This window comes from Embleya scabrispora (genome assembly GCF_002024165.1).
GTDB classification, from domain to species: domain Bacteria; phylum Actinomycetota; class Actinomycetes; order Streptomycetales; family Streptomycetaceae; genus Embleya; species Embleya scabrispora_A.
Window position 1 is genome coordinate 534,284 of sequence record NZ_MWQN01000003.1, and the last position, 23,452, is coordinate 557,735.

The 23,452-nt window shown below is 73.0% G+C and carries 16 protein-coding genes and 1 pseudogene; 12 read left to right on the forward strand and 5 right to left on the reverse strand.

The window, feature by feature from the left end; all coding sequences use genetic code 11:
• Positions 1-73 precede the first annotated feature (73 nt).
• Positions 74-877: an alpha/beta fold hydrolase gene (locus B4N89_RS38115; protein WP_078981121.1), complete on the forward strand. Its 804-nt coding sequence runs from the start codon at positions 74-76 to the stop codon at positions 875-877.
• Positions 877-2,178 carry a PP2C family protein-serine/threonine phosphatase gene (locus B4N89_RS38120; protein ID WP_078981122.1) on the forward strand — a complete coding sequence of 434 codons (1,302 nt, stop codon included), beginning with the start codon at positions 877-879 and terminating at the stop codon, positions 2,176-2,178. Before B4N89_RS38115 ends, B4N89_RS38120 begins: the two co-directional genes overlap by 1 nt.
• A gap of 97 nt (positions 2,179-2,275) precedes the next feature.
• On the opposite strand, the gene B4N89_RS38125 is transcribed toward B4N89_RS38120, so the two are convergent.
• Complete coding sequence (locus tag B4N89_RS38125; RefSeq protein WP_078981123.1) at positions 2,276-2,524, reverse strand: hypothetical protein; 249 nt, start codon at positions 2,522-2,524, stop codon at positions 2,276-2,278.
• 227 nt (positions 2,525-2,751) lie between these two features.
• On the opposite strand from B4N89_RS38125, the gene B4N89_RS38130 reads away from it, so the two are divergent.
• Positions 2,752-3,591: an SDR family oxidoreductase gene (locus B4N89_RS38130; RefSeq protein ID WP_078981124.1), complete on the forward strand. Its 840-nt coding sequence runs from the start codon at positions 2,752-2,754 to the stop codon at positions 3,589-3,591.
• A 30-nt stretch (positions 3,592-3,621) separates the two neighbouring features.
• On the opposite strand, the gene B4N89_RS38135 is transcribed toward B4N89_RS38130, so the two are convergent.
• Complete coding sequence (locus tag B4N89_RS38135; RefSeq protein WP_078981125.1) at positions 3,622-4,284, reverse strand: type III effector protein; 663 nt, start codon at positions 4,282-4,284, stop codon at positions 3,622-3,624.
• 181 nt (positions 4,285-4,465) lie between these two features.
• Between B4N89_RS38135 and B4N89_RS38140 the strand changes: the two genes are divergently transcribed.
• The 5 genes from B4N89_RS38140 to nrfD all read left to right on the forward strand — a co-directional run bounded on the left by B4N89_RS38140 (position 4,466) and on the right by nrfD (position 11,153).
• Complete coding sequence (locus tag B4N89_RS38140) at positions 4,466-4,915, forward strand: Hsp20/alpha crystallin family protein (RefSeq protein WP_078981126.1); 450 nt, start codon at positions 4,466-4,468, stop codon at positions 4,913-4,915.
• Between the two features lie 139 nt (positions 4,916-5,054).
• Positions 5,055-5,915 (forward strand): Rieske 2Fe-2S domain-containing protein, encoded by an 861-nt coding sequence (locus B4N89_RS38145; protein ID WP_078981127.1) that lies wholly within the window; start codon positions 5,055-5,057, stop codon positions 5,913-5,915.
• A gap of 87 nt (positions 5,916-6,002) precedes the next feature.
• Positions 6,003-9,290 (forward strand): formate dehydrogenase, encoded by a 3,288-nt coding sequence (gene fdh / locus B4N89_RS38150; protein WP_078981588.1) that lies wholly within the window; start codon positions 6,003-6,005, stop codon positions 9,288-9,290.
• Position 9,291: 1 nt separating this feature from the next.
• Positions 9,292-10,221, forward strand: coding sequence for a 4Fe-4S dicluster domain-containing protein (locus B4N89_RS38155; protein ID WP_078981128.1), 930 nt, complete (start codon positions 9,292-9,294; stop codon positions 10,219-10,221).
• Positions 10,218-11,153 (forward strand): NrfD/PsrC family molybdoenzyme membrane anchor subunit, encoded by a 936-nt coding sequence (nrfD, locus tag B4N89_RS38160; RefSeq protein ID WP_078981129.1) that lies wholly within the window; start codon positions 10,218-10,220, stop codon positions 11,151-11,153. Before B4N89_RS38155 ends, nrfD begins: the two co-directional genes overlap by 4 nt.
• Positions 11,154-11,188: 35 nt before the next feature.
• Here nrfD and B4N89_RS38165 read toward each other — a convergent pair whose 3' ends face one another.
• Together B4N89_RS38165 and B4N89_RS38170 are read right to left on the reverse strand one after the other, a co-directional pair.
• Complete coding sequence (locus tag B4N89_RS38165; protein ID WP_078981130.1) at positions 11,189-12,199, reverse strand: tellurite resistance/C4-dicarboxylate transporter family protein; 1,011 nt, start codon at positions 12,197-12,199, stop codon at positions 11,189-11,191.
• A gap of 172 nt (positions 12,200-12,371) precedes the next feature.
• The gene (locus B4N89_RS38170; protein WP_143658230.1) at positions 12,372-12,920 is read right to left on the reverse strand and encodes a hypothetical protein; all 549 of its coding nucleotides are present in this window, start codon (positions 12,918-12,920) and stop codon (positions 12,372-12,374) included.
• A gap of 132 nt (positions 12,921-13,052) precedes the next feature.
• Here B4N89_RS38170 and B4N89_RS38175 point away from each other — a divergent pair, with 132 nt between their 5' ends.
• Together B4N89_RS38175 and B4N89_RS38180 are read left to right on the forward strand one after the other, a co-directional pair.
• Positions 13,053-13,223 carry a DUF5670 family protein gene (locus B4N89_RS38175; RefSeq protein ID WP_078973839.1) on the forward strand — a complete coding sequence of 57 codons (171 nt, stop codon included), beginning with the start codon at positions 13,053-13,055 and terminating at the stop codon, positions 13,221-13,223.
• A 439-nt stretch (positions 13,224-13,662) separates the two neighbouring features.
• The gene (locus B4N89_RS38180) at positions 13,663-13,887 is read left to right on the forward strand and encodes a hypothetical protein (protein ID WP_078981132.1); all 225 of its coding nucleotides are present in this window, start codon (positions 13,663-13,665) and stop codon (positions 13,885-13,887) included.
• 274 nt (positions 13,888-14,161) lie between these two features.
• Here B4N89_RS38180 and B4N89_RS38185 read toward each other — a convergent pair whose 3' ends face one another.
• Positions 14,162-14,563: a DUF1707 SHOCT-like domain-containing protein gene (locus tag B4N89_RS38185; protein WP_078981133.1), complete on the reverse strand. Its 402-nt coding sequence runs from the start codon at positions 14,561-14,563 to the stop codon at positions 14,162-14,164.
• 147 nt (positions 14,564-14,710) lie between these two features.
• Here B4N89_RS38185 and B4N89_RS38190 point away from each other — a divergent pair, with 147 nt between their 5' ends.
• Positions 14,711-15,481, forward strand: a complete 771-nt coding sequence (locus B4N89_RS38190; RefSeq protein WP_078981134.1) for a TetR/AcrR family transcriptional regulator — start codon at positions 14,711-14,713, stop codon at positions 15,479-15,481.
• 200 nt (positions 15,482-15,681) lie between these two features.
• A pseudogene (locus tag B4N89_RS38195) lies at positions 15,682-23,424 on the forward strand (SDR family NAD(P)-dependent oxidoreductase); the annotation flags it as partial.
• Positions 23,425-23,452: the final 28 nt, after the last annotated feature.

Below are 23,452 nucleotides of genomic sequence, written 5' to 3' on the forward strand. Positions count from 1 at the left end.
CACGGTGACACCGGGCCCCCGGCGGCGGCGTGAGCCTCCGGGGCCTCGTGTGCCGGGTGAGACACTGGATCGTATGGATGTTCGCAGCAGGAACAACGTGACGGTCACCGGCCTCCCCGACGGGCCGGTGCTGCTTCTCGCACACGGGTTCGGCTGTGATCAGAACATGTGGCGACTGGTCGTGCCGGCGCTGGCGGAGCGGTATCGGGTGGTGTTGTTCGACTACGTCGGTTCGGGCGGGTCGGACCTGTCGACCTTCAGCCGGGAGCGCTACTCCTCGCTCGCGGGCTACGCCCAGGACGTGGTGGAGATCTGCGAGGAGCTGGATGTCGAGGACGTGGTGTTCGTCGGGCATTCGGTGAGCGCCATGGTGGGCATACTCGCCGCACGGACGGCACCGCGGCGGATCGGGGCATTGGTGATGGTCGCCCCCTCCCCCTGCTACATCGACGACGGCGACTACCGGGGCGGATTCACCGCCGAGGACATCGACGAGCTGCTCGCCTCGTTGGAGTCGAACTATCTGGGCTGGTCGTCCACCATGGCCCCGGTGATCATGGGCAACCCGGAGCGGCCGGAGCTGGGGCAGGAGCTGACCAACAGCTTCTGCGCCACCGACCCCGACATCGCCGCGGTCTTCGCCCGCACCACCTTCCTGTCCGACAGTCGCGCGGACCTGCCCGACGTCACGGTGCCGACCCTGGTCCTCGAATGCTCCCAGGACGTGATCGCGCCCCGGGAGGTCGGGGCGTACGTGCACGCCGCGATCCCCTCCTCCCACCTCGTCACTCTCGATGCCGCCGGGCACTGCCCGCAGTTGAGCGCGCCGGAGGCCACCGCCGAGGCGATTCTCGGCTTTCTGGCGGCCCACCGGTGATGTGCCGCTCCGGCGACGAGCCGGATCCCGCGCAGGGTTGGGACACCGACGCCGCGTTCACCGCGCTGCTCGAAGACAGTGCCGAGGAGTTGTACGAGGCGGCGCCCTGCGGCTATCTGTCCACGCTGATGGACGGCACCATCGCCAAGATCAACGCCACCCTGCTCGACTGGCTCGGCATGGACCGCGAGCAGGTGGTCGGCCGGCTGCGTTTCCCCGATCTGCTCACCGTGGGCGGGAAGCTCTACCACGAAACGCACTTCGCGCCGCTGCTGCGCATGCAGGGCGAACTCCGCGGCATCGCGTTGGAGCTGAAGGGGACCGACGGGCGCCGCCTGCCGGTGCTGGTCTCCTCCGTGCTCAAGCACGGCGGTGGCGGTGAACCACTGTTGATCCGCACCACCGTTTTCGACGCCTCCGACCGGCGCGCGTACGAGCAGGAGCTGCTGCGCCGTCGCCGGGACGCCGAGCAGGCCCGCGCCGAGGCGCAGCGGGCGCAACTGGAGGCGGAACAGGCCCGTCGGCAGGCCGAGGCGGACCGGGAGCGGCTGGCGGACGCGCTCGCCGTACTGCAGCAGTCCCTCGTGCCCTCGTCGCTGCCCACCGTGCCGGGCCTGGCGGCGGCCGCGCACTATCACACCGCCGCACCCGATCTTCTGGGCGGCGACTTCTACGATCTGTTCCCCCTGGGCGGGGGCCGGTGGGCGTTCTTCATGGGCGACGTGTGCGGCAAGGGCCCGCAGGCGGCGTCCGTCACGTCGCTGACCCGGTACACCCTGCGGGCGGCGGCGCTGCACACTTCCGAACCGGCCGCGGTATTGGCCACGCTGAACGCCGTCCTGCACGAGCGGTACGCCGCCGGCACCGACCCCCGCTACTGCACCGTCGTCTTCGGCGTCGTCGAGCCGAGTACCGACGGCGGCCCGGCCGGCGTGCACCTGGCCTCGGGGGGTCATCCGCCCGCGCTGGTGATGCGGGCCGACGGTCGCGCCGAGTTCCTGCCCACGCCCGGAGGGCTCCTCGTCGGCGTCTTCCCCGACGCCGGCTTCGGCTCCGCGCACACCACGCTCGCACCGGGCGACACCCTCGTGCTCTACACGGACGGCCTGACCGAGGCCCGCACCGGCGCCACGCGCGAAAACCTCTTCGGTGAGGACGCCCTGCTCACCTTCGCCGCCGAGCACGCCCCCGCGACGGCGCCGTCGATCATCGCCGCGCTCACCGGACTGTTGGAGAGCTTCCGCGAGGGCTTGGACGACGACACCGCGCTGCTCGCACTCGGCGTCCCGGGCCGGCCGTAACGCCCGCGTCGGGGTGGGGACGCGGCCGGGTGTGGAATCCGTGTGGAATCCCGGGGCGCCGAGGGTGCCCCGGGACCACGGGCGCGCGAGGTGCCGGTCACCCGTCGGTGAGCACCCACAACTGCCATACGCCGGCGGGTCGGCACTCGTACCTGTTCGCCCCGTTCTCCAGATACCACTGCCCCCTCGTGTGACATCCGCCGAGGTCTTCGGGCGCGAAGTCCTGCACGTGGTGCCAGCCGGGACCGGGTGCGGCCGCGGCCGCCGCCTGACCTGCCGCGACGCCGGGTGCCGCGAGCAGCGCCGTCGCCGCGGCGAGCAGCGCGGCCTTCTTCCGGAGTTTCATGCCGTGTTCCCTTCGTTCCCTGCGAACGGGCCGACACGGGGATGTCGGCCATCGGTACCGGCGTCGTGTGCCCCGTGGGCGCCCGCTTCATCCCCGGGGGTCCGGCCGGCCCGTGCGGACCGACGGCGCCATGCGGAACGTAATGTTCCTAATGGCGTCCTACTGTCGTTGTCGAGCGGGACGGGGACCCCAACGAAGTCCTCGCCCGTCACGAAAGGGGAACGACGATGATCCTGGTCACCGGAGCCACCGGACACTTCGGCCGGCAGACCGTCGAGGCGCTGGCCGCGGCGAAGATCCCGGTGCGCGCCCTGAGCCGCGACCCCGAGCGGGCCGGGCTGCCGGCGGAGGCCGAGGTGGTCCGCGGCGACTTCACCGATCCCGCCACGCTCACGGAGGCGTTCGACGGGGTGACCGCGCTGTTCCTGACGCTGCCGTACGGAGCGGCCCCGGACGCGTTGCTCGACGCCGCCCGCGAGGCCGGGGTGCGCCGCGTCGTGTTCCTGTCCTCGGGCGCGGTGGTCGACGGCGCGCCCGTCCAGCCGAACGTGATCGCCGCCTACCACGCCCGGGTCGAGCGGGCGGTGGCCGCGACGGGGATCGCGCACACGTTCCTGCGGCTGTTCTTCCCGGCGATCAACTCGCTGGCGTTCGCGATGCAGTTGGCCCACGGCGACGTGGTGCAGGCGCCCTACGCGGGCGCGACCACCGCGCCGGTGCACGAGCGCGATGTCGCCGACGCCGCCGTCCGGGTCCTCACCGACGAGGGACACGCGGGCCGCACCTACCTGTTGACCGGCCCCGAGGCGCTGACCCAGGCCGACCAGGTGCGGCTGCTCGGCGAGGCGCTCGGCCGACGGCTCGTCTTCGAGGAGGCCGACGCCGCCTCGGTGCGCGCGGGCATGGCCACGTTCATGGACGCCGATTTCGTCCACGCGCTGTTCGACCTGATGGAGGAAACCGTCGACACCCGCCCCGAGATCACCCCGGCCCTGACCCGCCTCACCGGCGCGACACCCCGCACCTACGCCCGCTGGGCGGCCGACCACGTCGCCGACTTCGCCTGATCCGCCCCCGTCCCGCGATCGACACGGCTCTCAGGTCCCGGCCGGCCCCTCGCCCGCCGGGTCCACGAGGGCGTCGATCCGGGTGGCCAGATCCGGGTGGGCGGCGGCCAGATGCGGGCGGGCCGCGCCGAGGGGGTCCAGGAGTGCGGCGGGGTCGTCCGCCCCGAGCGCCCGATCGAGTTTGGCGACGAGGGCCCGGGAGCCGGGCGGCAGGTCGGTGAGCGCGGTGATCTGCCCGGCGAGGCGGCGCAGGTCGGCCGCATTGTCGCGGGCGCGGGCGGTGGCGGCGCGGTCGGCGGCCCGGCGTTCGCGGGTGGCGGTGACCCGTTGCTCGCCGGTGCTGCCGACCGGCCCCGGACGCAGGCGCAGATAGCGGCGCTCGGCCGCCTGTCTGCTGGCCACGCCCAGCGGCCCGGCCAGATCGGCCCAACTGGCCCCGGCGTCACGGGCCGTTTCGATCAATCCGGTCTCCCATCCGGCGAGTCGTTCGCGAATCTCGCGCAGCAGCAGGAGCGAGGCCAGCGCCCGACGGGGGTCCGCGTCCGCTCCGGACTGCCTGCCCCGTTGCTCCTGCGCGCCACGGACGGCCTCGTCGATGACCTCCAGGGCCGCCGCGGCGGCGAGGAAGGAGGCCGGCCCCACCTGGTGGGCGACGTCGGCGGTCGGTTCGCGTCGGGGGTCGATCGTATCCATCGGACTCCTCTCGGTTCGTCATCATTCGGATGACCTCCGCATGGTCATCGTTTCGACGACCTGATCACCCGTCACTCTTTGGATGACGTCTTCATTTGTCATCGCTTCGATGACATGCTACAACAGTTCCAGGCAGCCCGACAGGGCGCTTCCGACCGAAACTTTCGGAGGTGTTTTCGCGATGTTGATGCGTACCGACCCCTTCCGCGAGCTCGACCGGCTCGCGCAGCAGCTCCTCGTTCCCGGCACCCCGGCCCGGCCGACGGCGATGGCCATGGACGCCTACCGTGACGGCGAGGAGTACGTGGTCGTCTTCGATCTGCCCGGTGTCACCCCCGAGGCGATCGACATCGATGTCGAACGCAACATGCTCACCGTCAAGGCCCGGCGCGAGCCGATCGCCAGGGGCAACGACGGCGACAAGGGCAGGGACGTACAGATGGAGCTCTCGGAGCGACCCGTCGGCGTCTTCTCCCGGCAGATCGTCCTCGCCGACACGCTCGACACCGAGCGCATCCGCGCCGACTACGAAAGCGGCGTGCTGACGCTGCGGATCCCGATCGCCGAGCGCGCCAAGCCGCGCAAGATCTCGATCGGCGGCGGCGCCGACCACAAGGTCATCACGGCCTGAGCCGAGCCGTGCACGCACCGCGGCGGCGGGGCGGCGGGCGCGAGGGGTCGGGTCGTCGATCGTCGTACCCGCCCTCGCCCCGCCCGCCGTTCATCCGCCTGCCGGACATGGTGTGCCGATCCCGGGGCAGCGGACGGGCATGAGAATGACAACGGCGATCACGACCCGACTGGAGGAGGCCCGGGGCCTCGATCGGCCCGCCTCCGTGCTGCGCGGCCTCGTCGGGCGGGTGCCCGCGGGAAGGATCCGGGACATCGCACACGGGGTCCCCATCGGACACCCCGTGCACCCGGTGCTGGTTCAGGTCCCCATCGGCGCCTGGATCTCCGCCTCGGTGCTGGACTTCGTACCGCGCACCGGCCCCGCGTCGGGTGTCCTGATCACCGTCGGTCTGGGCGCCGCGCTGCCCGCCGCCGCGACCGGGGCCCTCGACTGGGCGCAGACCCACGAACAGCAGCAACGCGTCGGCCTGGTCCACGCCGCCGCCAACTCGGTCGCCGTCGGGCTGTACACCGCATCCCTGTGGGCCCGCCTGCGCGGACGCCCGATCCGCGGGCGCCTGTTGGCCCTGACCGGCCTGACCGCCGTGGGCGTCGGCGGCCTGCTCGGCGGACATCTGGCGTACCGGCAGGCCACCGGGGTCAATCACGCGGAACAGGTGCCCCACGTGGTCGGCGACGGGTCGCGGTGGCACTCGATCGGCCTGTTGTCCGCGCTGCCGGTCGGCAAGCCGGTGCGCCGATTCGTCGGTGAGACGCCGGTGTTGGTGGTGCGGGGCGCGGATCGGGTCGACGTCCTGGCCGATCGGTGCGCGCACCTGTCCGGCCCCCTGTCCGAGGGCGAGGTCCGCGACGGTCGAGTGACCTGCCCCTGGCACGACAGCGTCTTCGACCTGTGCACCGGGGAGGTCGTACACGGCCCGGCGACGGCCCCGCAACCGGTCTTCGAGACGCGAGTGGACGGGGACGAACTGCGCGTACGCCTCCCCGGTGCCGGCTGACGCCGCGCTCCCCCGCTCCGGGCCCGATCCCATTCGGCCCAGCCGCGGCGCATGCCCGCCGTCACCCCGGGTAGTCGCCCCGCGTCGATGCCCCGGATCCGGCAAGGAGTTGACGTGGACCCACGCACGTGGTGGCGCGACTGGCCCGTGCGGCGCCAATTCGCCGGAGCCGATCGGCTCGGCCGCGGCGCCGCGGCGCGTTCGGCCGCGACCGCCGGGTTGCGGCCGCGGATCGCCGACGCGGACCGGGTGGCGCGTTCGGTGTGCCCGTACTGCGCGGTGGGCTGCGGACAGCAGGTCTACGTCAAGGACGAACGAGTGGTCCAGGTCGAGGGCGACCCGGACTCGCCGGTCAGCCGGGGCCGGTTGTGTCCCAAGGGCTCGGCCACGCTTCAGTTGACCACGGGCTCGGCCCGCCGCGACCGGGTCCTGTACCGGGCGCCGTACGCGAGCGACTGGGGCGAACTCGACCTGGACACCGCGATGCGCATGGTCGCCGAACGGGTCGTGCGCACCCGGCGCGAGACCTGGCAGTGGGAACACGAGGGGATGCGTGTGGCCCGCACGCTCGGCATCGCCAGTCTGGGCGGGGCGACGCTGGACAACGAGGAGAACTACCTGATCAAGAAGCTGTTCACGGGCCTGGGCATGGTGCAGGTGGAGAACCAGGCCCGGGTCTGTCACAGCTCGACGGTCGCCGGTCTGGGGACCACGTTCGGCCGCGGCGGCGCGACGATGTTCATGCAGGATCTCCAGCACTCCGACTGCATCGTGATCCAGGGCTCGAACTACGCCGAGGCCCACCCGGTGGGTTTCCAGTGGGTGATGGAGGCCAAGAAGCGCGGCGCGACGGTGATCCACATCGATCCCCGGTTCACCCGCACCAGTGCGCTCGCCGACCTGCACGTACCGATCCGGGCGGGCTCCGACATCGCGTTCCTGGGCGGCGTGATCAATCACGTGCTCACCGAGGGCAAGGACTTCCGCGAGTTCGTGCTCGCGTACACCAACGCCGCCACACTGGTGCGCGAGGATTTCCGGGACACCGAGGACCTGGGCGGCGTGTTCTCCGGCCTCGACGCCGAGCATCGGCACTACGACCAGACGTCGTGGGCCTACGAAGGCGGTTCGGTCCAGCCGGCCGTGGGCGACCGCGACGCGCGCTACGACGAACGGGTGGGCGAGGTACGCGAGTCGGTCGCGGAGGCCGGTCGCGGCGAGTCACACGGTTCGGGCGGCGCACAGATGCACGCGGACGGGCCGCGCGACGAGACGCTGACCCACCCGCGCTGCGTGTACCAGATCCTGAAGCGCCATTTCGCGCGCTACACCCCCGAGTTCGTCGAACGCACCTGCGGCGTGTCGCGGGAGGCGTTCGCGACGGTGTGTCGCGCGCTGACCGAGAACTCGGGTCGGGAGCGCACCTCGGCCTTCGTCTACGCGGTGGGCTGGACGCAGCACTCGGTGGGCGCGCAGTACATCCGCACCGCGTCGATCCTGCAACTGTTGCTGGGCAACGTGGGTCGGCCCGGCGGCGGCATCCAGGCCCTGCGCGGGCATGCGAGCATCCAGGGATCCAGCGACATTCCGACCCTGTTCGATCTGCTCCCCGGCTACCTGCCGATGCCGCACGCGCACGTCGACGACGACCTGGACGCCTACATCGAGACCATGGTGGCCGACAAGGGCTACTGGGCCGACATGCGCAAGTACACGGTGAGTCTGCTCAAGGCGTACTACGGCGACGCGGCGACCGCCGACAACGACTTCTGTTTCGGGCATCTGCCGCGCCTGACCGGATCGCACAGCACCTATGACACGGTGATGGCGCAACTGGACGGGATCTGCAAGGGCTTCTTCCTGATGGGCGAGAACCCGGCGGTCGGCTCGGCGAACGCGCGCATGCAGCGGTTGGGCATGGCCGAGTTGGACTGGCTGGTGGTGCGCGACTTCTCGCTGATCGAGTCGGCCACGTGGTGGAAGGACGGCCCGGAGATCGAGACGGGCGAGTTGCGCACCGAGGAGATCGGCACCGAGGTGTTCTTCTTCCCGGCCGCGGCGCACACCGAGAAGTCCGGCTCGTTCACCAATACCAACCGCTGGTTGCAATGGCACCACCAGGCGGTCGAACCGCGCGGCGACGCACGCAGCGACCTGTGGTTCACCTATCACCTGGGCCGGCTGATCCGCGCCGAACTCGCGGACTCCGTCGACCCGATGGACCGCGCGGTGCTCGATCTGACCTGGGACTACCCGACCGAGGGGCGTTACGACGACCCGAGCGCGGAGGCCGTGCTCGCGGAGATCAACGGCTTCGGGCCGAAGGGTGAACACCTCTCGGCCTACACCGAGTTGGCCGACGACGGGTCCACCTCGTGCGGGTGCTGGATCTACTGCGGCGTATACGCCGACGGCGTCAATCAGGCAGCGCGGCGCCGGCCGCACACCGAACAGGACTGGCTCGCGGCCGAGTGGGCCTGGGCGTGGCCGGCGAATCGGCGCATCCTGTACAACCGCGCCTCCGCCGACCCGGAGGGTCGGCCGTGGAGCGAACGCAAGGCGCTGCTGTGGTGGGACGCGGACGCGGGGAGGTGGACCGGGCCCGACGTCCCGGACTTCCCACCGGACCGGGCCCCCGACTATCGCCCTCCCGAAGGGGCGCGCGGCGTCGAGGCGTTGGCGGGCGACGACCCTTTCATCATGCAGTCGGACGGCAAGGGCTGGTTGTACGCGCCGGGCGGGCTGGTGGACGGCCCGCTGCCCACGCACTACGAGCCGCAGGACTCGCCGTTCACCAATCCGCTGCACCCGGAGCACTCGCGCAACCCGGTCCGGCAGGTGTTCAGCCGGCGGCACAACCGTTCGCATCCCAGCGGGGACGAGCCGGGCAGCGAGGTGTTTCCGTACGTGGTGACCACGCACCGGCTCACCGAGCACTTCACCGCCGGCGGGATGAGCCGCTGGGTGCCGTATCTGGCCGAACTGCAACCGGAGTTCTTCTGCGAGGTCTCCCCCGAACTGGCGGCCGAACGCGGACTCGAACACATGGGATGGGCGACGATCGTGACCGCGCGCACCGCCATCGAGGCCCGGGTGATGATCACGCGCCGCATGCGTCCGCTGACCGTGGACGGGCGCACGCTGCACCAGATCGGGCTGCCGTTCCACTGGGGTCCCAACGGAATGAGTCGGGGCGACGCGGCCAACGAACTGGCGTCGATCACGCTCGATCCCAACGTGCACATCCAGGAGGTCAAGGCGATGAGCGCGGACATCCGACCGGGTCGACGCCCGCGCGGGCCGGAGCTGTTGCGGTTCGTCGCCGACTACCGGCATCGGGCGGGGATCACCGAGCAGACCGGGACGGAGGTCTGACATGGCACAGTTCATCGGCGGGATCGGACACGGACCGGGCGACCCGGCGGGCGCGGCCGGATGGGGGGACGAACACCCGCCGCGGATGGGCTTCTTCACCGACACGTCGGTGTGCATCGGGTGCAAGGCGTGCGAGGTGGCGTGCAAGGAGTGGAACGCCGTGCCGCAGGACGGCCTCGCGTTGACCGGGATGTCCTACGACAACAGCGAGGGGCTGGGCGCGAACAGGTGGCGCCACGTCGCGTTCATCGAACAGGAACGACCGGTGGCGGTCGGGGCCGACGGGAATGTGGGGTCGGAGTCGGGTTCGAGTTCGAGTTCGAGTTCGGGCTTGGGCTCGGGCTCGGGCTCGGGTGATTCGATGCGCTGGTTGATGTCCTCCGACGTGTGCAAGCACTGTACGCACGCCGCGTGCCTGGACGTGTGCCCGACCGGCGCGTTGTTCCGCACCGAGTTCGGCACGGTCGTGGTGCAGCAGGACATCTGCAACGGTTGCGGCTACTGCGTACCCGCCTGCCCGTACGGGGTGATCGACCAACGGCCCGAGGACGGGCGGGTGTTCAAGTGCACCATGTGCTACGACCGGCTGGGCGTGGGGGCCGAGCCGGCGTGTGCGAAGGCGTGTCCGACCGAGTCGATCCGCTTCGGCCCACTGGACGAGTTGCGCGCGGCGGCCGAGACGCGGGTGCGCGATCTGCATGCCGACGGTGTCCCGGAGGCCCGGTTGTACGGGCACGATCCCGAGGACGGCGTGGGCGGCGACGGGGCGTTCTTCCTGCTGCTTGACGAGCCCGAGGTCTACGGGCTGCCGCCGGATCCGGTGGTCACCACGCGTGACCTGCCGGCGATGTGGCGGCACGCGGGTGCGGCGGCGCTCACGCTCGCGGCCGGGGTCGCGCTCGCCTTCGGGTCCCGGGGAGGACGGCGATGACGCGCGGCGAGGCGCGGATGGTGCCGAAGGTCGAGACCACGTCGTATTACGGCCGGCCGATCATCAAGGCTCCGGTGTGGGCGGCGACCGACATCGCCGGCTACGTCTTCCTGGGCGGCCTGGCCGGCGCGTCCTCGCTGCTCGCGGCGGGCGCGGAGGCGACGGGGCGGCCGGCGCTGGCGCGGACCGGCAAGGTGGCGGCGCTGGGCGGGATTTCGTTGTCCGTCGTCGCGCTCGTGCACGACCTGGGCCGGCCGGAGCGCTTCGTCAACATGCTGCGCGTGTTCAAGCCGACCTCGCCGATGAACATGGGCTCGTGGTTGCTCGCGGCGTACGGACCGGCCGCGGGCGTCGCGGCGGCCACCGACGTGAGCGGCCGGCTGCCCGGGCTCGGCCGGGCCGCGACGGCGGGCGCCGCCCTGCTCGGCCCGGCCGTGGCCACCTACACCGCGGTCCTGTTCGCCGACACGGCCGTACCGGCCTGGCACGAGGGTTACCGCGAACTGCCCTTCCTCTTCGCCGGATCGGCCGCCGGCGCGGCATCCGGCCTGGCCCTGCTCACGGTCCCGCCCCACCAGGCCGGTCCCGCCCGCCGCACCGCGATCGGCGGCGCGCTCCTCGACCTGCTCGCCGCCCGCCGCATGCGCGCCCGCATGGGCGTCGTCGCCGAGACCTACCGCACCGGCAGGGCCGGCCGGCTGACCCGCGCCGCCGAAGCCCTCACCGTCACCGGGGCCGTGGGCGCGGCCCTGTCCGGGGTGCTCCGCGGCGCGCCCACCACCCGCCGCGTCACCGCCGCCGTCGCCGGCACCGCCCTGCTCGCGGGCTCGGTGTGCACCCGCTTCGGGGTGTTCGCCGCGGGCATGGCCTCGGCGGAGGATCCGAAGTACACGGTGATCCCCCAGCGCGAACGCCGCGCCGCCCGGCAGTGAAGGCGCGGCGTCCTCGGGGTCGGCGGCGCTCGGAGCTACCCGAGGGCGCCGCGGCCGGCCAGGGAACGCAGGAGCCCGATACCGGTCAGCGTCCACGCCGCCACCGCGATCCACAGCAGGACCCGGCCCAGCGGGTCCAGCCACGACACGTGCGCGGCGGTGGACAGGAGCAGGCAGGCCGCCGCGGTCATGCCCAGGGGGAAGACGGTGGCCCAGCGGCGCGTGTCGTAACGCGGGCGTGGACGCACGAGTTCGCCCACCGCGAGTACCGCGTACCAGGCGAGGGCCAGGCCGAGGACGGCCAGCGTGAGCGTACGCAGCGTGTCGTGCGCGAGCCCGGTCCACACGGGTGAGGCGACCAGTTTCGATCCGGCCACGGCGGAGATGGCCAGGGCACCGCCCGCGACCCAGTGATCCCCCGCGCCGGTGAGCACCTGCCGGAAGTCGAAGCGCGTGCAGGCGAGGGCGTACAGCGCCAACCCGAGCCCGTACACCACGAGCGCCGCCCACGCGAGCCAGTCGCCCTCCCCCACGAGGGCGAGTTGGCCGGCCAGGACGCCGAGACCCTGGGTGGCGACACAGACGAGAAAGACCGCGCCCGGCATGCGATGCCCCATGTGGGTGACGACGTCGACGAGCAGAACCGGCCAGACGACCACGGCCAGCGCCAGGAGCACACAGGCGGTACCCGTCCACCCGAAAAGCACGAGCCGGGTACCGAGAACGGTCGTCGCGGCGATGGCGGTCAGCGCCGGCGGCGTGGCGGCGGCGGCCCTCCAGCCCTGCGGGTCACCGAGCGCACGGGTGCCGAAGGCCGCCGCGAGCAGCACCCACACACCGACGTCGAGCCACATGAACAATGCCGACAGCGTGCGGAATCCGGCGGCGAACAGCGCGATCGACACGATGCCCGTGGCCATCACCACCGACCCGAACGCGGGCGGAACGGCAACCCACCGCCGCTCCGACGACACCCGGCCCGATCCCGGAACCGCCGCACGCCCTGCCCGCACTCGACCCCACCCCAGCCCATCCGCCGCGCCCATGTCGTGGACCCGATTCGCTCCGCTCGGGCCACTTCCCCACGATGCACGAAGCCCCACCCGCCTGGCACGGAACGCGACGGACGCGGCCTACAAACCGACCCGAACGGCGGCCCCGAGCGTGGCCGCGGTCGACGCCGGCCCGGCGCTCCGCGAGCGTTTCCGGTCTCAACGATCAACCCGGCCCACGCGAGTCGTCGTCACACAGTCCGGCTCGGCAACACACCGGCAGCCGCTCGGCCGCGATCTCGCGAACCCGGCGCAGCCGAACCCGGTCGGCCTCCACCACGGCAAGGATCTCGAACGCGGCACCGGCGGCCCCGACCGACGGATTCGACAGCACCTCGCGATAGAGAAGCCAAAGGCCCTGCTCGACGGCCTCTCGACACGATTCGGGCAGATCCAGGCCTCGTCGAGCCGACGCCAAATCCGTGCCCTCGCCCGCCACCATGTGCTGCAGGAGGTCGAGGAACCACTCCCGTGCCGTCGGCGCCACATCGTCCGCGAGGGCTGCCAGGGCCACCGACGTCACCGCGGGAGCCGGCTCCCACAGGACGACCGGGGACCAGACGTGCTCCTCGAAGTCGACCGGGCGCGGTTCCCGTCCGGGATCGGCGCCCGCAAGCCGCAGCAGGTCCGGCGCCAGGTGTTCGGCGGTGTCGCCGCATCCGCAGGACATGGCCTTCCAGTCGTACCGGGCCGTCTCCATCTCAACCAGTCCCATGGTTCCCACACCTTAGAGGCCGGGCGCACGTGGGCATCGGCGGAGTCTTTCCGGGAAGCGGCAGACAAAACAAGGTAATTCCCGGGAATGTGTCTCGGCGGGCGGGGCAGACGTGGGTCGGAGGTAAAAACAATGATTCCCCTTTTGGTAGTCCTGCTTCTCGCGCTGATCCTTTTCGGCGCAGGTTTCGCACTGAAGGCTCTGTGGTGGATAGCCGTGATCGTCCTGGTCGTCTGGGCCCTCGGCTTCGTCTTCCGCTCGGCGGGCACCGGCGGTAGGCGGGGGCGCTGGTATCGCTGGTAGACCGCTGCCGTAACGTCAGGGCGGGGCGCGGCTCGACTCGGTATATCGAGTTCGGGGCGCGCCCCGCCCTTTTTCGCATATCTCGCGGGATCGAAATTCACGAGAAGATCGTCCCGTCCCGATGGTCAAATTTCGACGGCCCGGCGGCGGCAGTGAAAACAAGCCGGCGCCGCCGGGAATCCGTCGGGAATCGGCGGCGTCTCTCCCGCCTCCGGCGCGATGCCGAGCGGCAGGGGACGCACTCGGGCACGACGCGGACGGCCCGCGTGTCCGGCCGCGCCGCACCCGTTCGGCCGACACCGGCGGATGTGGGCCGGTTCCGGGCCGTGTCCCGCCTGCCCGGCTCTGCGACCGGACCCGACACCACGGTGCGGGTGCGGCCGGCGAGCGGCGGTAGTTGCATGGACGACGGCGATGATCCGACACCCTGGAGGTTGTCATGCACATCCTGCGAGCAGTGGAAAGCAAGGACACCCGCTGGTGGCACGCCGTCGCGCACTTCCGCACCGCCGCGTGTGGGGTCGGGCTGCCGGACCACACCACGGCGGCGGTCGACGACGCCCTGTCCGACCTCCTGTGCCCCGCGTGCATGTCGGCCATCGGCGGCAAGTCCGCCGTAACGACGGACGGCCCCACCACCTCCGACATCACCACAACCGACTGAGGCAGTCGTGCAGATCGGGAGGATCGGAGAATCTGTGACGCCGGGTATTCCCGCGTTCCGAAGCGCGAGAAGAGATAGAGCAATGCCGGGGTTCGCAGACTTCGAGCCCTCCGAACACCGCCGCGCTCGCCACCGCCGGCGTTGTCGCGTTTCGTAGGCTCGGCCGGCTACGCGTGGGGCTGGGGCGGGTGATGTCGCCGGCGCACACGACCGGGGCGAGGGTTCGGGAGGCCGGATCCTCGCCCCGCCCGCCTCGCGATCGCCGTCGGTGGTGTCAGGTCCTTCGGTGGTGGTGCAGTTTTCGGGTGAGGGCTGTCGCCGCGAGGATCGCGACGAGGATTCGGGCCGTGGGGTCTTCGACGACCAGGCACAGTGCCACGACCAGCAGGGCGGCGAGGGCGTATTTGCGGCTGCCTCGATGCCGGGAGGTGGAGTGGCCCGGGCGTTCGTGCCGCCGTCGGGTGGTCCAGGTCGGCGGGGTGGGGGTTGGCCGGGGTGTGGGCAAGTCGGCTGTCGCCGCGGACAGTTGGCGGAGCGTCGCGGCGCCCAGCACGTCGCTCAGTCGGGCCTCCAGGGTCTCCTTGTCCAGCGTGCCGAGGGCGTAGTGCTCGGCGAGGAGGTCCGCCGCGGCGTCGCGGTCCTCCTCGCGGACCGCGACGTCGACGTCGTACGTCATCGGGTGGCTCCCGTGCCGGTGGGGTCCGTGTTCATGGCAACTCCTTTACGAATGGCGTTCGTTACAACGAACGGCGTTCCTTCGTCTGCCAGTGTTCGGGTCAACTACGCTGATCGCAACCCTCGATCGACGCAGGACGGGCATCACATGGCGAAAACGTCGCGGACCGGGCCCCGCGCCAACGGCGACCGGCAACCGGAATCCACCGCCACGGACGCACCGGACCTGCCCGCGCCCCCGTGGCGCCGACGTCGCGCCGGGCCGGTGCGACCGCCGCTGAGCCGGGACTCGATCGTCGCGGCGGCGCTGTCCGTGCTCGACGCCGGTGGGCTGGAGGCGGTGAGCATGCGCCGGGTCGCGGACGAGCTGCACACCGGGCCGGCGTCGTTGTACGTCCACGTGTCGGGCAAGGAGGAGTTGCTCGAACTGGTTTTGGACCACGTGCTCGGCGAGGTGCGGATCCCGGCGCCGGACCCCGCCCGCTGGCAGGAGCAACTCAAGGAGGTCGTACTGGACTTCCGTCGCGTCCTGGCCTCGCACAACGACCTGGGCCGCGCGGCGCTGGCCGCGATCCCGTCGGGGCCCAACGCCCTGCGGATCAGTGAGGGGCTGCTGGCCGTCATGCGCGGCGGCGGCGTGCCGGAGCAGGCGAGCGCGTGGGTGCTGGACGTGCTTCAGCTCTACATATCGGCCGACGTCTTCGAGGCGGCGCTGTACCTGTCGCGGGCCGAAGAGGGCGAGAACCCGATGGCGATGGCGCAGGCGTATCTGGGCGAGGTCATCACCGCCCTACCGCCGGAACGTTTCCCGACCCTGGTCGCGCTCATGCCGCACATGGTCAGCGGAGACCGCGAGGCCAGGATCGAATTCGGCCTCGACGTCTTCATCAGGGGTCTGGCCGGAATTCCCCGACCATAGGGGTCGGGGCGCGGTGGGCAGGGGTCCGGGGGCGGGAAGGTGGGGTCGGGGATCGCGGATCGCGGCGATTAGGTTGGGGACGGTTCTGTTCTCCCCCGGGGCCCGTGCCGGTGCCGGCCTGTTCACTGCGACGAGCGGAGTTCGGCGTGAGTGCCACACCCCCGCGTGCCAACGCTCCTTCCGATCGGCTCGTCGAGGCGCTTCGGGCGGCCCTGACGCAGAACGAACGGCTGCGTGCGCACAACGCGGAACTGACCGCCGCCGCAAGCGAACCGATCGCGATCGTCGGGATGGGTTGCCGCCTGCCCGGGTCGGTGTCCTCCGCCGAGGACCTGTGGCGGGTGCTCGCCGACGGCGTCGACACCATCGGCGACCCACCCGACGATCGCGGCTGGGAACGGCAGTTGTCCGACCTCGCCGCGGCCGGGCTCGGCATCGACTCGCGGCTCCAGGGCGGATTCCTCCACCACGCCGACCACTTCGACGCCTCCGTCTTCGGCATCTCGCCCCGCGAGGCGCTGGCGATGGACCCCCAGCAGCGGCTGCTCCTGGAGACCTCCTGGGAGGTCTTGGAGAACGCCGGCATCGTGCCGGCCTCGCTCAAGCACAGTGCCACCGGCGTCTTCGTCGGTGCCACGGTCAGCAACTACGGCCACGGCGTCGCCGAGGTGCCCGAAGGCGTGGCCACCTACCTGCTCAGCGGCGCGTCCAGCAGTGTGCTCTCGGGCCGGCTCTCCTACGTCTACGGCCTCGAGGGCCCGGCGGTCACGGTGGACACCGCCTGCTCGTCCTCCCTCGTCGCACTGCACCTGGCGGTTCGGGCGCTGCGCTCCGGCGAGTGTTCGCTGGCCCTGGCCGGCGGGGTGACCGTGATGGCCTCCCCCGCCATTTTCCACGGCTTCGGCGACCAGGGCCTGCGCGCCCCGGACAACCGCTGCAAACCCTTTGCCGCGGCGGCCGACGGAACCGCGTGGGCCGAGGGCGTGGGCCTGTTGCTGGTCGAGCGGCTGTCGGACGCCCGCCGCAACGGCCGGCGGGTACTGGCCGTGCTGCGCGGTTCGGCGGTCAACCAGGACGGCGCGTCCAACGGACTGACCGCGCCCAACGGCCCGTCCCAGCAGCGGGTGATCCGAGCCGCCCTCGCCGACGCGGGGCTGACGCCCGATCAGGTCGACCTCGTCGAGGCGCACGGCACCGGCACCACGCTCGGCGACCCGATCGAGGCGCAGGCCCTGCTGGCCACCTACGGGCAGGGACGCGATCCGCGGCGGCCCTTGTGGCTCGGGTCGATCAAGTCCAACATCGGCCATGCCCAGGGCGCGGCGGGGGTCGCCGGCGTGATCAAGGCCGTCCTGGCGCTGCGCCACGGGCAGGTGCCGCGCACCCTGCACATCGACGCGCCCTCGCCGCACATCGATTGGTCGGCCGGCGACGTCCGGCTCGCCGACGAGGCCCACCCGTGGCCGCACACCGAGCGGCCGCGCCGCGCCGCGGTCTCCTCGTTCGGGGTCAGCGGCACCAACGCGCACGTCGTGCTCGAACAGGCCGACCCCGCGGACGATCCGCCGCCGGCCGTACCCCGCGAGCGGCGTCCCGAGGGTCCGCTCGGCACCGGAGCGGTGCCGTGGGTGCTGTCGGCGGCCACCCCGCAGGCGCTGCGGTCCCGCGCGCGGCAACTGGCCGAGTGGTGCGCGCGTGATCCCCGGCCGGACCCCGTCGCGGTCGGTGCCGCCCTGGCCTGTCGCCGGGCCGCCTTCGAGCACCGGGCGGTGGTCCTTGTGGACGACCTCGACCGGGCCTTCGAGCCGCTGCGCGCGCTCGCATCCGGCGCCGTGTCGCCGCTGTCGGTCGAGGGAGCGGCCACCGTCCGCGGCAAAGTGGTCTTCCTCTTCCCCGGCCAGGGTTCCCAGTGGACCGGGATGGCGACCCGGCTGCGTGCCGAATGCCCCGCGTTCGCCGCCCACTTGGCCGCCTGCGAGGAAGCCCTCGCGCCCTGGCTGGACCGGCCGCTCGGTCGGGTGCTGGACGACGAGGCCGCGCTCGCCCGGGTCGACCTCGTACAGCCGGCGCTGTGGGCGGTCATGGTCTCCCTCGCCCGGTTGTGGCAGGACCACGGCGTGCGGCCGGCCGCCGTACTCGGCCACTCCCAGGGGGAGATCGCCGCGGCCTGCGTCGCCGGCGCGCTGTCCCTGGCCGACGGCGCCAAGGTCGTCGCGCTGCGCAGTCGAGCCGTGGCCGCGTTGGCCGGTCGCGGCGCGATGGCCTCGGTCGCCCTGACCGCCGACGAGGTCCTGACCCGGATCGCCGTCACCAATACCGAACTGTCCGTCGCCGCCCACAACGGCCCGCGCTCCACCGTGGTTTCCGGCCCGCCGGACCGCCTCGACGCCTTCGTCCGGGCCTGCGAGGCCGACGATGTGCGGGTGCGCCGCATCCCGGCCGACTACGCCTCGCACTCGCCGCAGGTCGAGGTCGTGCGCGAGCAACTGATCGCCGAATTGGCGGACCTCGTGCCCCGCGCCGGCGAGGTGCCGATGTGGTCCACCGTCACCGGCGACTGGATCGACACCGCGCACCTGAACGCCGACTACTGGTACCGCAATCTGCGCCGGCCCGTGTTGCTGGAGCAGGGTGTGCGGGCGCTGCTCCGGCAACACGGGCACGGGGTGTTCGTCGAGATGGGACCGCACCCGGTGCTCACGGCGGCCGTCGAGGAGTGCATCGAGAGCACCGAGGCGGATGCCGTCGCGCTCGCGACGCTGCGCCGCGACGACGATTCCCTGCTGCGGTTTCGTACCTCGTTGGCCGAGGCGGCGGTGCGCGGCACCCGGATCGATCTCGGCTCGCTGTTCGCCGAAGTCGACACGGCGGACGTGGAGTTGCCCACCTACCCGTTCCAGGGCACCCGCTACTGGCTGATGCCGGGCGGCCCGGCGGGCGAGCCGGCCGCACTCGGACTGGAGGCCGCCGACCATACGATCCTCGGTGCCGTGCTGGAGTCGGCCGAGCGCGACGAGGTCGTCCTGACCGGCGCCGTCGCCGCTCTCGACCCGTGCGTGCGACCCGACCCGCGCGGCGTACCCACGCTCGGCGCCGGGGCGTTGGCGGAGTTGGCGGTGCGCGCCGCCGACGAGGTGCGCCGCACGGTCGCGGCGTTGACCCTGGACCGCCCGCTGGTGGTGTCCCCGACGGGGGCGACCCGGATTCAGGTGACCGTCGCCGCCCGTACGCTCACCGTGCACGCCCGCCACCCCGACGTCGGGGACGGCCGTTGGGTCCGGTACGCCGGCGCCGCCCTCGCCGAACCGGTGCCGCCCCCGGTCGCGGTGGAGCACGAGTGGCCGCCGCGCGGCGCGGACGCGCTCGTACCGTCCGACCCGGAAGGCGGGTCGGCGGCGATCCGCGGGTTGTGGCGGCGCGGGGACGAGGTGTTCGCCGAGGTGGCGCTCGATGCCGACGCCCGCGAGGTACGGGGCTACCGCATCCATCCCGCGCTGCTCGACGCCGCGCTTCGGTCCTGGCGGCTCGCTCGACCGGCATTGGACGACGGCAGCGGCCGCGACCTCCTGCCCACCTCGCTCGGCCGGGTCGCCGTACACGCCGTCGGTGCCGACACCGCCCGCGTCCGCCTTCGCCCCGGCGTCGACGGCACGGTCACCGCAACGCTCGCCGACGCCGCCGGGCAACCCCTCGCCGACCTCGGCCCGGTGGCCTTCGAGCGGGTCGCCACGGCGGCCCCGGCGACCTCGCTCCCGCCCGACCTGCTGTTCGGCGTCGAGTGGGCCCCGGTGACCGCGACGCCGGACGACGCACCGACGGAGTGGGCGCTGCTCACCGAAGTCCCCGACCGAATCGGCCCGTCCGCCGCTCCGCGCACCGCCGGCGCCGAGGTTCGGGTCCACCGCGACCAGGACGCGCTGAGCGCCGCCGTCGCCGCGGGCGCCCGCGTCCCGGACGCCGTCGTCGTACCGCTCCCGGGCGGCGACGGCGGGCCCGAGGCCACCACCCGCGCCGCCCTGGCGACCGTACAGGCGTTCCTGCGCGACGACCGACTCGCGGACAGTCGACTGGTGTTGCTCACCCGAGCGGCGATCGCCGCGCACGCGGGCGAGATCCCGGACCCGGACCTCGCGCCCCTGTGGGGGCTCATCGGTTCGGCCGCCGCGGAGCACCCCGGACGCCTGCTGCTGCTCGACACCGACACCGGCACCGGCACCGGCCCCGCCGCCCCGCTCTGTGCCGACCTCCTCCGCACCGCCCTGGCCGTCGGCGAACCCCGGTTGGTCGTGCGCGACGGCGCCCTTCGCGCGCCCCGCCTCGGTCGGGCCGTGACCGCCCCCGCGCCCGAACACACCCCGCTCGACCCGAACGGCACCGTGTTGATCACCGGGGGCACCGGCACCCTCGGCGGACTCGTGGCCCGCCACCTGGTGTCCCGGCACGGCATCCGGCACCTGGTCCTGCTCGGCCGGCGCGGCCCGACCGCCCCCGGCGCCGAGGAACTGGCCGCCGAACTACGCGAGTCGGGCGCCCACGTCACCGTGGCCGCGTGCGACGCCGCCGACCGGGACGCGCTCGCCGCCGTCCTGGCCGCCATCCCCGCAGAGCACCCCCTCACCGCCGTCGTGCACGCCGCGGCGGCCGTCGACGACACCGTCGTGGACGCGCTGACCCCCGAGCGCCTGGCCACCGTCTTCCGCCCCAAGGTGGACGCCGCCGTGCACCTCGACGAACTCACCCGCGACGCGCCCCTGGCCGCGTTCGTGCTCTACTCCTCGGCCGCCGGCGTGCTGGGCACCGCCGGGCAGGCCAACTACGCCGCCGCGAACGCCTTCCTGGATGCCCTGGCGGCCCGCCGCCGCGCGCACGGCCTGCCCGCCACCTCGCTGGCCTGGGGCCCGTGGGCGGAGCTGAGCGAGTTGACCCGCCGCGTGTCGAGCGCCGACCGCGAGCGCATGGTCGACGCCGGGGTCCTGGCCCTGTCGACGGCGGAGGGCATGGCCGTCGTCGACGCCGCGCTGCGCACCGACACCGCGCTGTTCGTACCGCTGCGCATCGACCTCGACGCCTTCGCCCGCAAACTCGCCGGCACCGCCCCGCCGCCGCTGTACCGCGGCCTGATCCGCGCCCCGCTGCGCCGTGCCGTCGGCGCCGGCGCGAGCGCGGGCGCGGGTGACGGCGCCGACCTCGCCGCCCGACTGGCCGGCGAACCGCCCGCCGAGCGCACCCGGATCCTGCTCGACCTCGTCCGCGCCCAGGCCGCCGCCGTCCTCGGCCACACCGACGGCGACGCGGTCGGCCCCGGGCGGCCCTTCCGCGAACTGGGCTTCGACTCGCTCAACGCCGTCGACCTGCGCAACCGGCTGGCCGCCGGCACGGGACTGCGCCTACCGGTCGGCCTGATCTACGACCACCCCACACCCGGCGCCGTCGCCCGACACCTGCGCACCCGACTCATCGGGGATGCGGACGAACCCGCCCCGGTCGGCACCGCCCGCCGTCACACCGAGCCGGTCGGCGAGGACGATCCGGTCGTCGTCGTCGGAATGAGCTGCCGCCTCCCCGGCGGCATCGAATCACCGGAAGCACTCTGGGAGTTACTGGCGACCGGTGGCGACGCCATCGGGCCCGCCCCGGACGATCGCGGCTGGAATCGGGACCGGTTCGCCGCCCTGACCGACGCCATGCCGGGCGTCGGCCTGCTGCCCGAGGGCGGGTTCATCACCGGCGCCTCGGGCTTCGACCCGGCGTTCTTCGACATCGGGCCGGACGAGGCACTGGTGATCGACCCCCAACAGCGGCTGCTGCTGGAACTGGTGTGGGAGGCGTGGGAACGCGCGGGGCAGGACCCCCGGCGGGTGGACACCGGCCGCACCGGCGCCTACCTGGGCACCTTCCACCAGAACTATGTCTCCGACCCGGGGGCGGTTCCGCCGGCGAGCCTGCCCTACGTGTCCTCCGGTTCCGGCTCGGCGTTCGCCTGTGCCCGGGTGGCCTACACGTTCGGTCTGGAGGGGCCCACGCTCACCGTCGACACCGGGTGCTCGTCCTCCGCTGTCGCGCTGCACCTGGCCTGCGAGGCGCTGCGGCGCGGCGAGTGCGACTCCGCGCTCGTCGGCGGGGTGACCGTACTGGCGTTCCCGGCCGCCTTCGACAACCTCGGCGGCATCGCGCCCGACGGCCGGTGCAAGTCGTTCTCGGCCGCCGCCGACGGGACCGGGTGGGGCGAGGGCGCCGGCGTACTGATCGTCGAACGGCGTTCCGAGGCCCGCCGGCGTGGGCACCCGGAACTCGCGGTGATCCGCGGCTCGGCGCTGAACCACAACGGCGCCGGCAACGGGCTGACCGCACCGCACGGCCCGTCGCAGAGCCGGGTGATGCGACTCGCGCTCGCCGAGGCCGGACTCGGTCCGGTCGACATCGACATGGTCGAGGCGCACGGCACCGGAACGCCGCTCGGCGACGCCGTCGAGGCCGAGGCGATCATCGACGCGTACGGCCGGCACCGTCCCGCCGACCAGCCCCTGTGGGTGGGCAGCGTCAAGGCCAACATCGGCCACCCGCACGCCGCGTCGGGGGTGATCGGCGTGATCAAGACGATCCTGGCCATGCGACACGGCGTCGTACCCGAGGCCCTGCACACCGCCGAGCCGCTGCCCGACGTCGATTGGGAGCACAGCGGCATCGCCCTGCCCCACCGGGCGGTGCCGTGGCCGGAGACGGGACGGCCGCGTCGTGCCGGGGTGTCCTCGTTCGGCGGCAACGGCACCAAGGTGCACTTCATCCTGGAGCAGCCGCCCGAGGAGCCCGCGACGCCGGTACCGGACGCCGGATGGTCCTCGCCGCCCTGCCTGTTGTCGGCCCGCAGCGCACCCGCGCTCGCCGCACAGGCCCGCCGGTTGCGCGAGCACCTGGCGGCCGGCGCGGACACCGCCACCCCGGCCGAGGTGGCCCGGTCGCTGGCCACCACCCGCACCACGTTCGAGGAACGCGCCGCGATCCTGGCCGCGGACCGCGTGGAACTCCTGGACGCTCTGACCGCGTTGGCTGCCGGCACCGGGCATCCCGCCGTGCTCACCGGCCGGGCCGGCGGAGACGATGCCCGCCTGGTGGCACTGCTGCCCGCCGCCGAGGAGCGCTCGCCCGCCGCCGAGGCCGAGTTCTACGCGGCGTTCCCGGCCTACGCGCACGCCTGGGACGAGGCCGCCCGCGCCCTCGCCCCCCACCTGGATCGACCGCTGCCCACGCCGGGCAAGGACGCCGAACCGCACACCGGCGCCGCCGCGTTCGCGGCGCACATCGCCGCGTATCGGCTGCTGGAGAGCCTGGGGCTGCACCCGGACGCCATCGCCGGGCACGGCGCGGGCCGGCTCGCCGCCGCCCACCTCGGCGGCAGCCTGACCCTGCGGCAGGCCGCCGCCGTGGCGGCCCGGGGTGCCGCCGGCCCGAACGACCGCGCGGTCGCGCCGCCGCGCGTTCCCGTCCTGGCGGCGGACGACGGCACGCGGCTCGACGTCACGGCGCTGCTCGCCGGTGCGGAGCGCGGCGTCCGTGAGGTAGGCAACGCCCGGGCGGCGAGCGACACCGGTGCCACGAGCAACGCCGGTGCGATGAGCGACACCGGGTCGGCGAGCGACACCGGTGCCGCGAGCGACGTCCGGGCGTCGGGCGAGGGGCACGGCGCCGCGATCGGGACGCCCGGCGCCGACCTCGTCGTGGTACTCGGTGCCCCCGGCCTCGACCGGCCGGGCACGGTGTACCTGCTGTCGGACACGCTGCCTGCCCCTCGGGCGGTGGCGCTGGCGGTGGCCCGGCTGTACACCGCCGGCGCCGACCCGGAGGCCGCCGCGCTGTTCCGGGACGTACCCGCCCGGCGGATCGACCTGCCGACCTACCCGTTCCAACGCGAGCCGTACTGGCTGGGCGCGTCGCGGACGCGGTGACGTCGCGCCGTACTCCCGTCGCGGCACG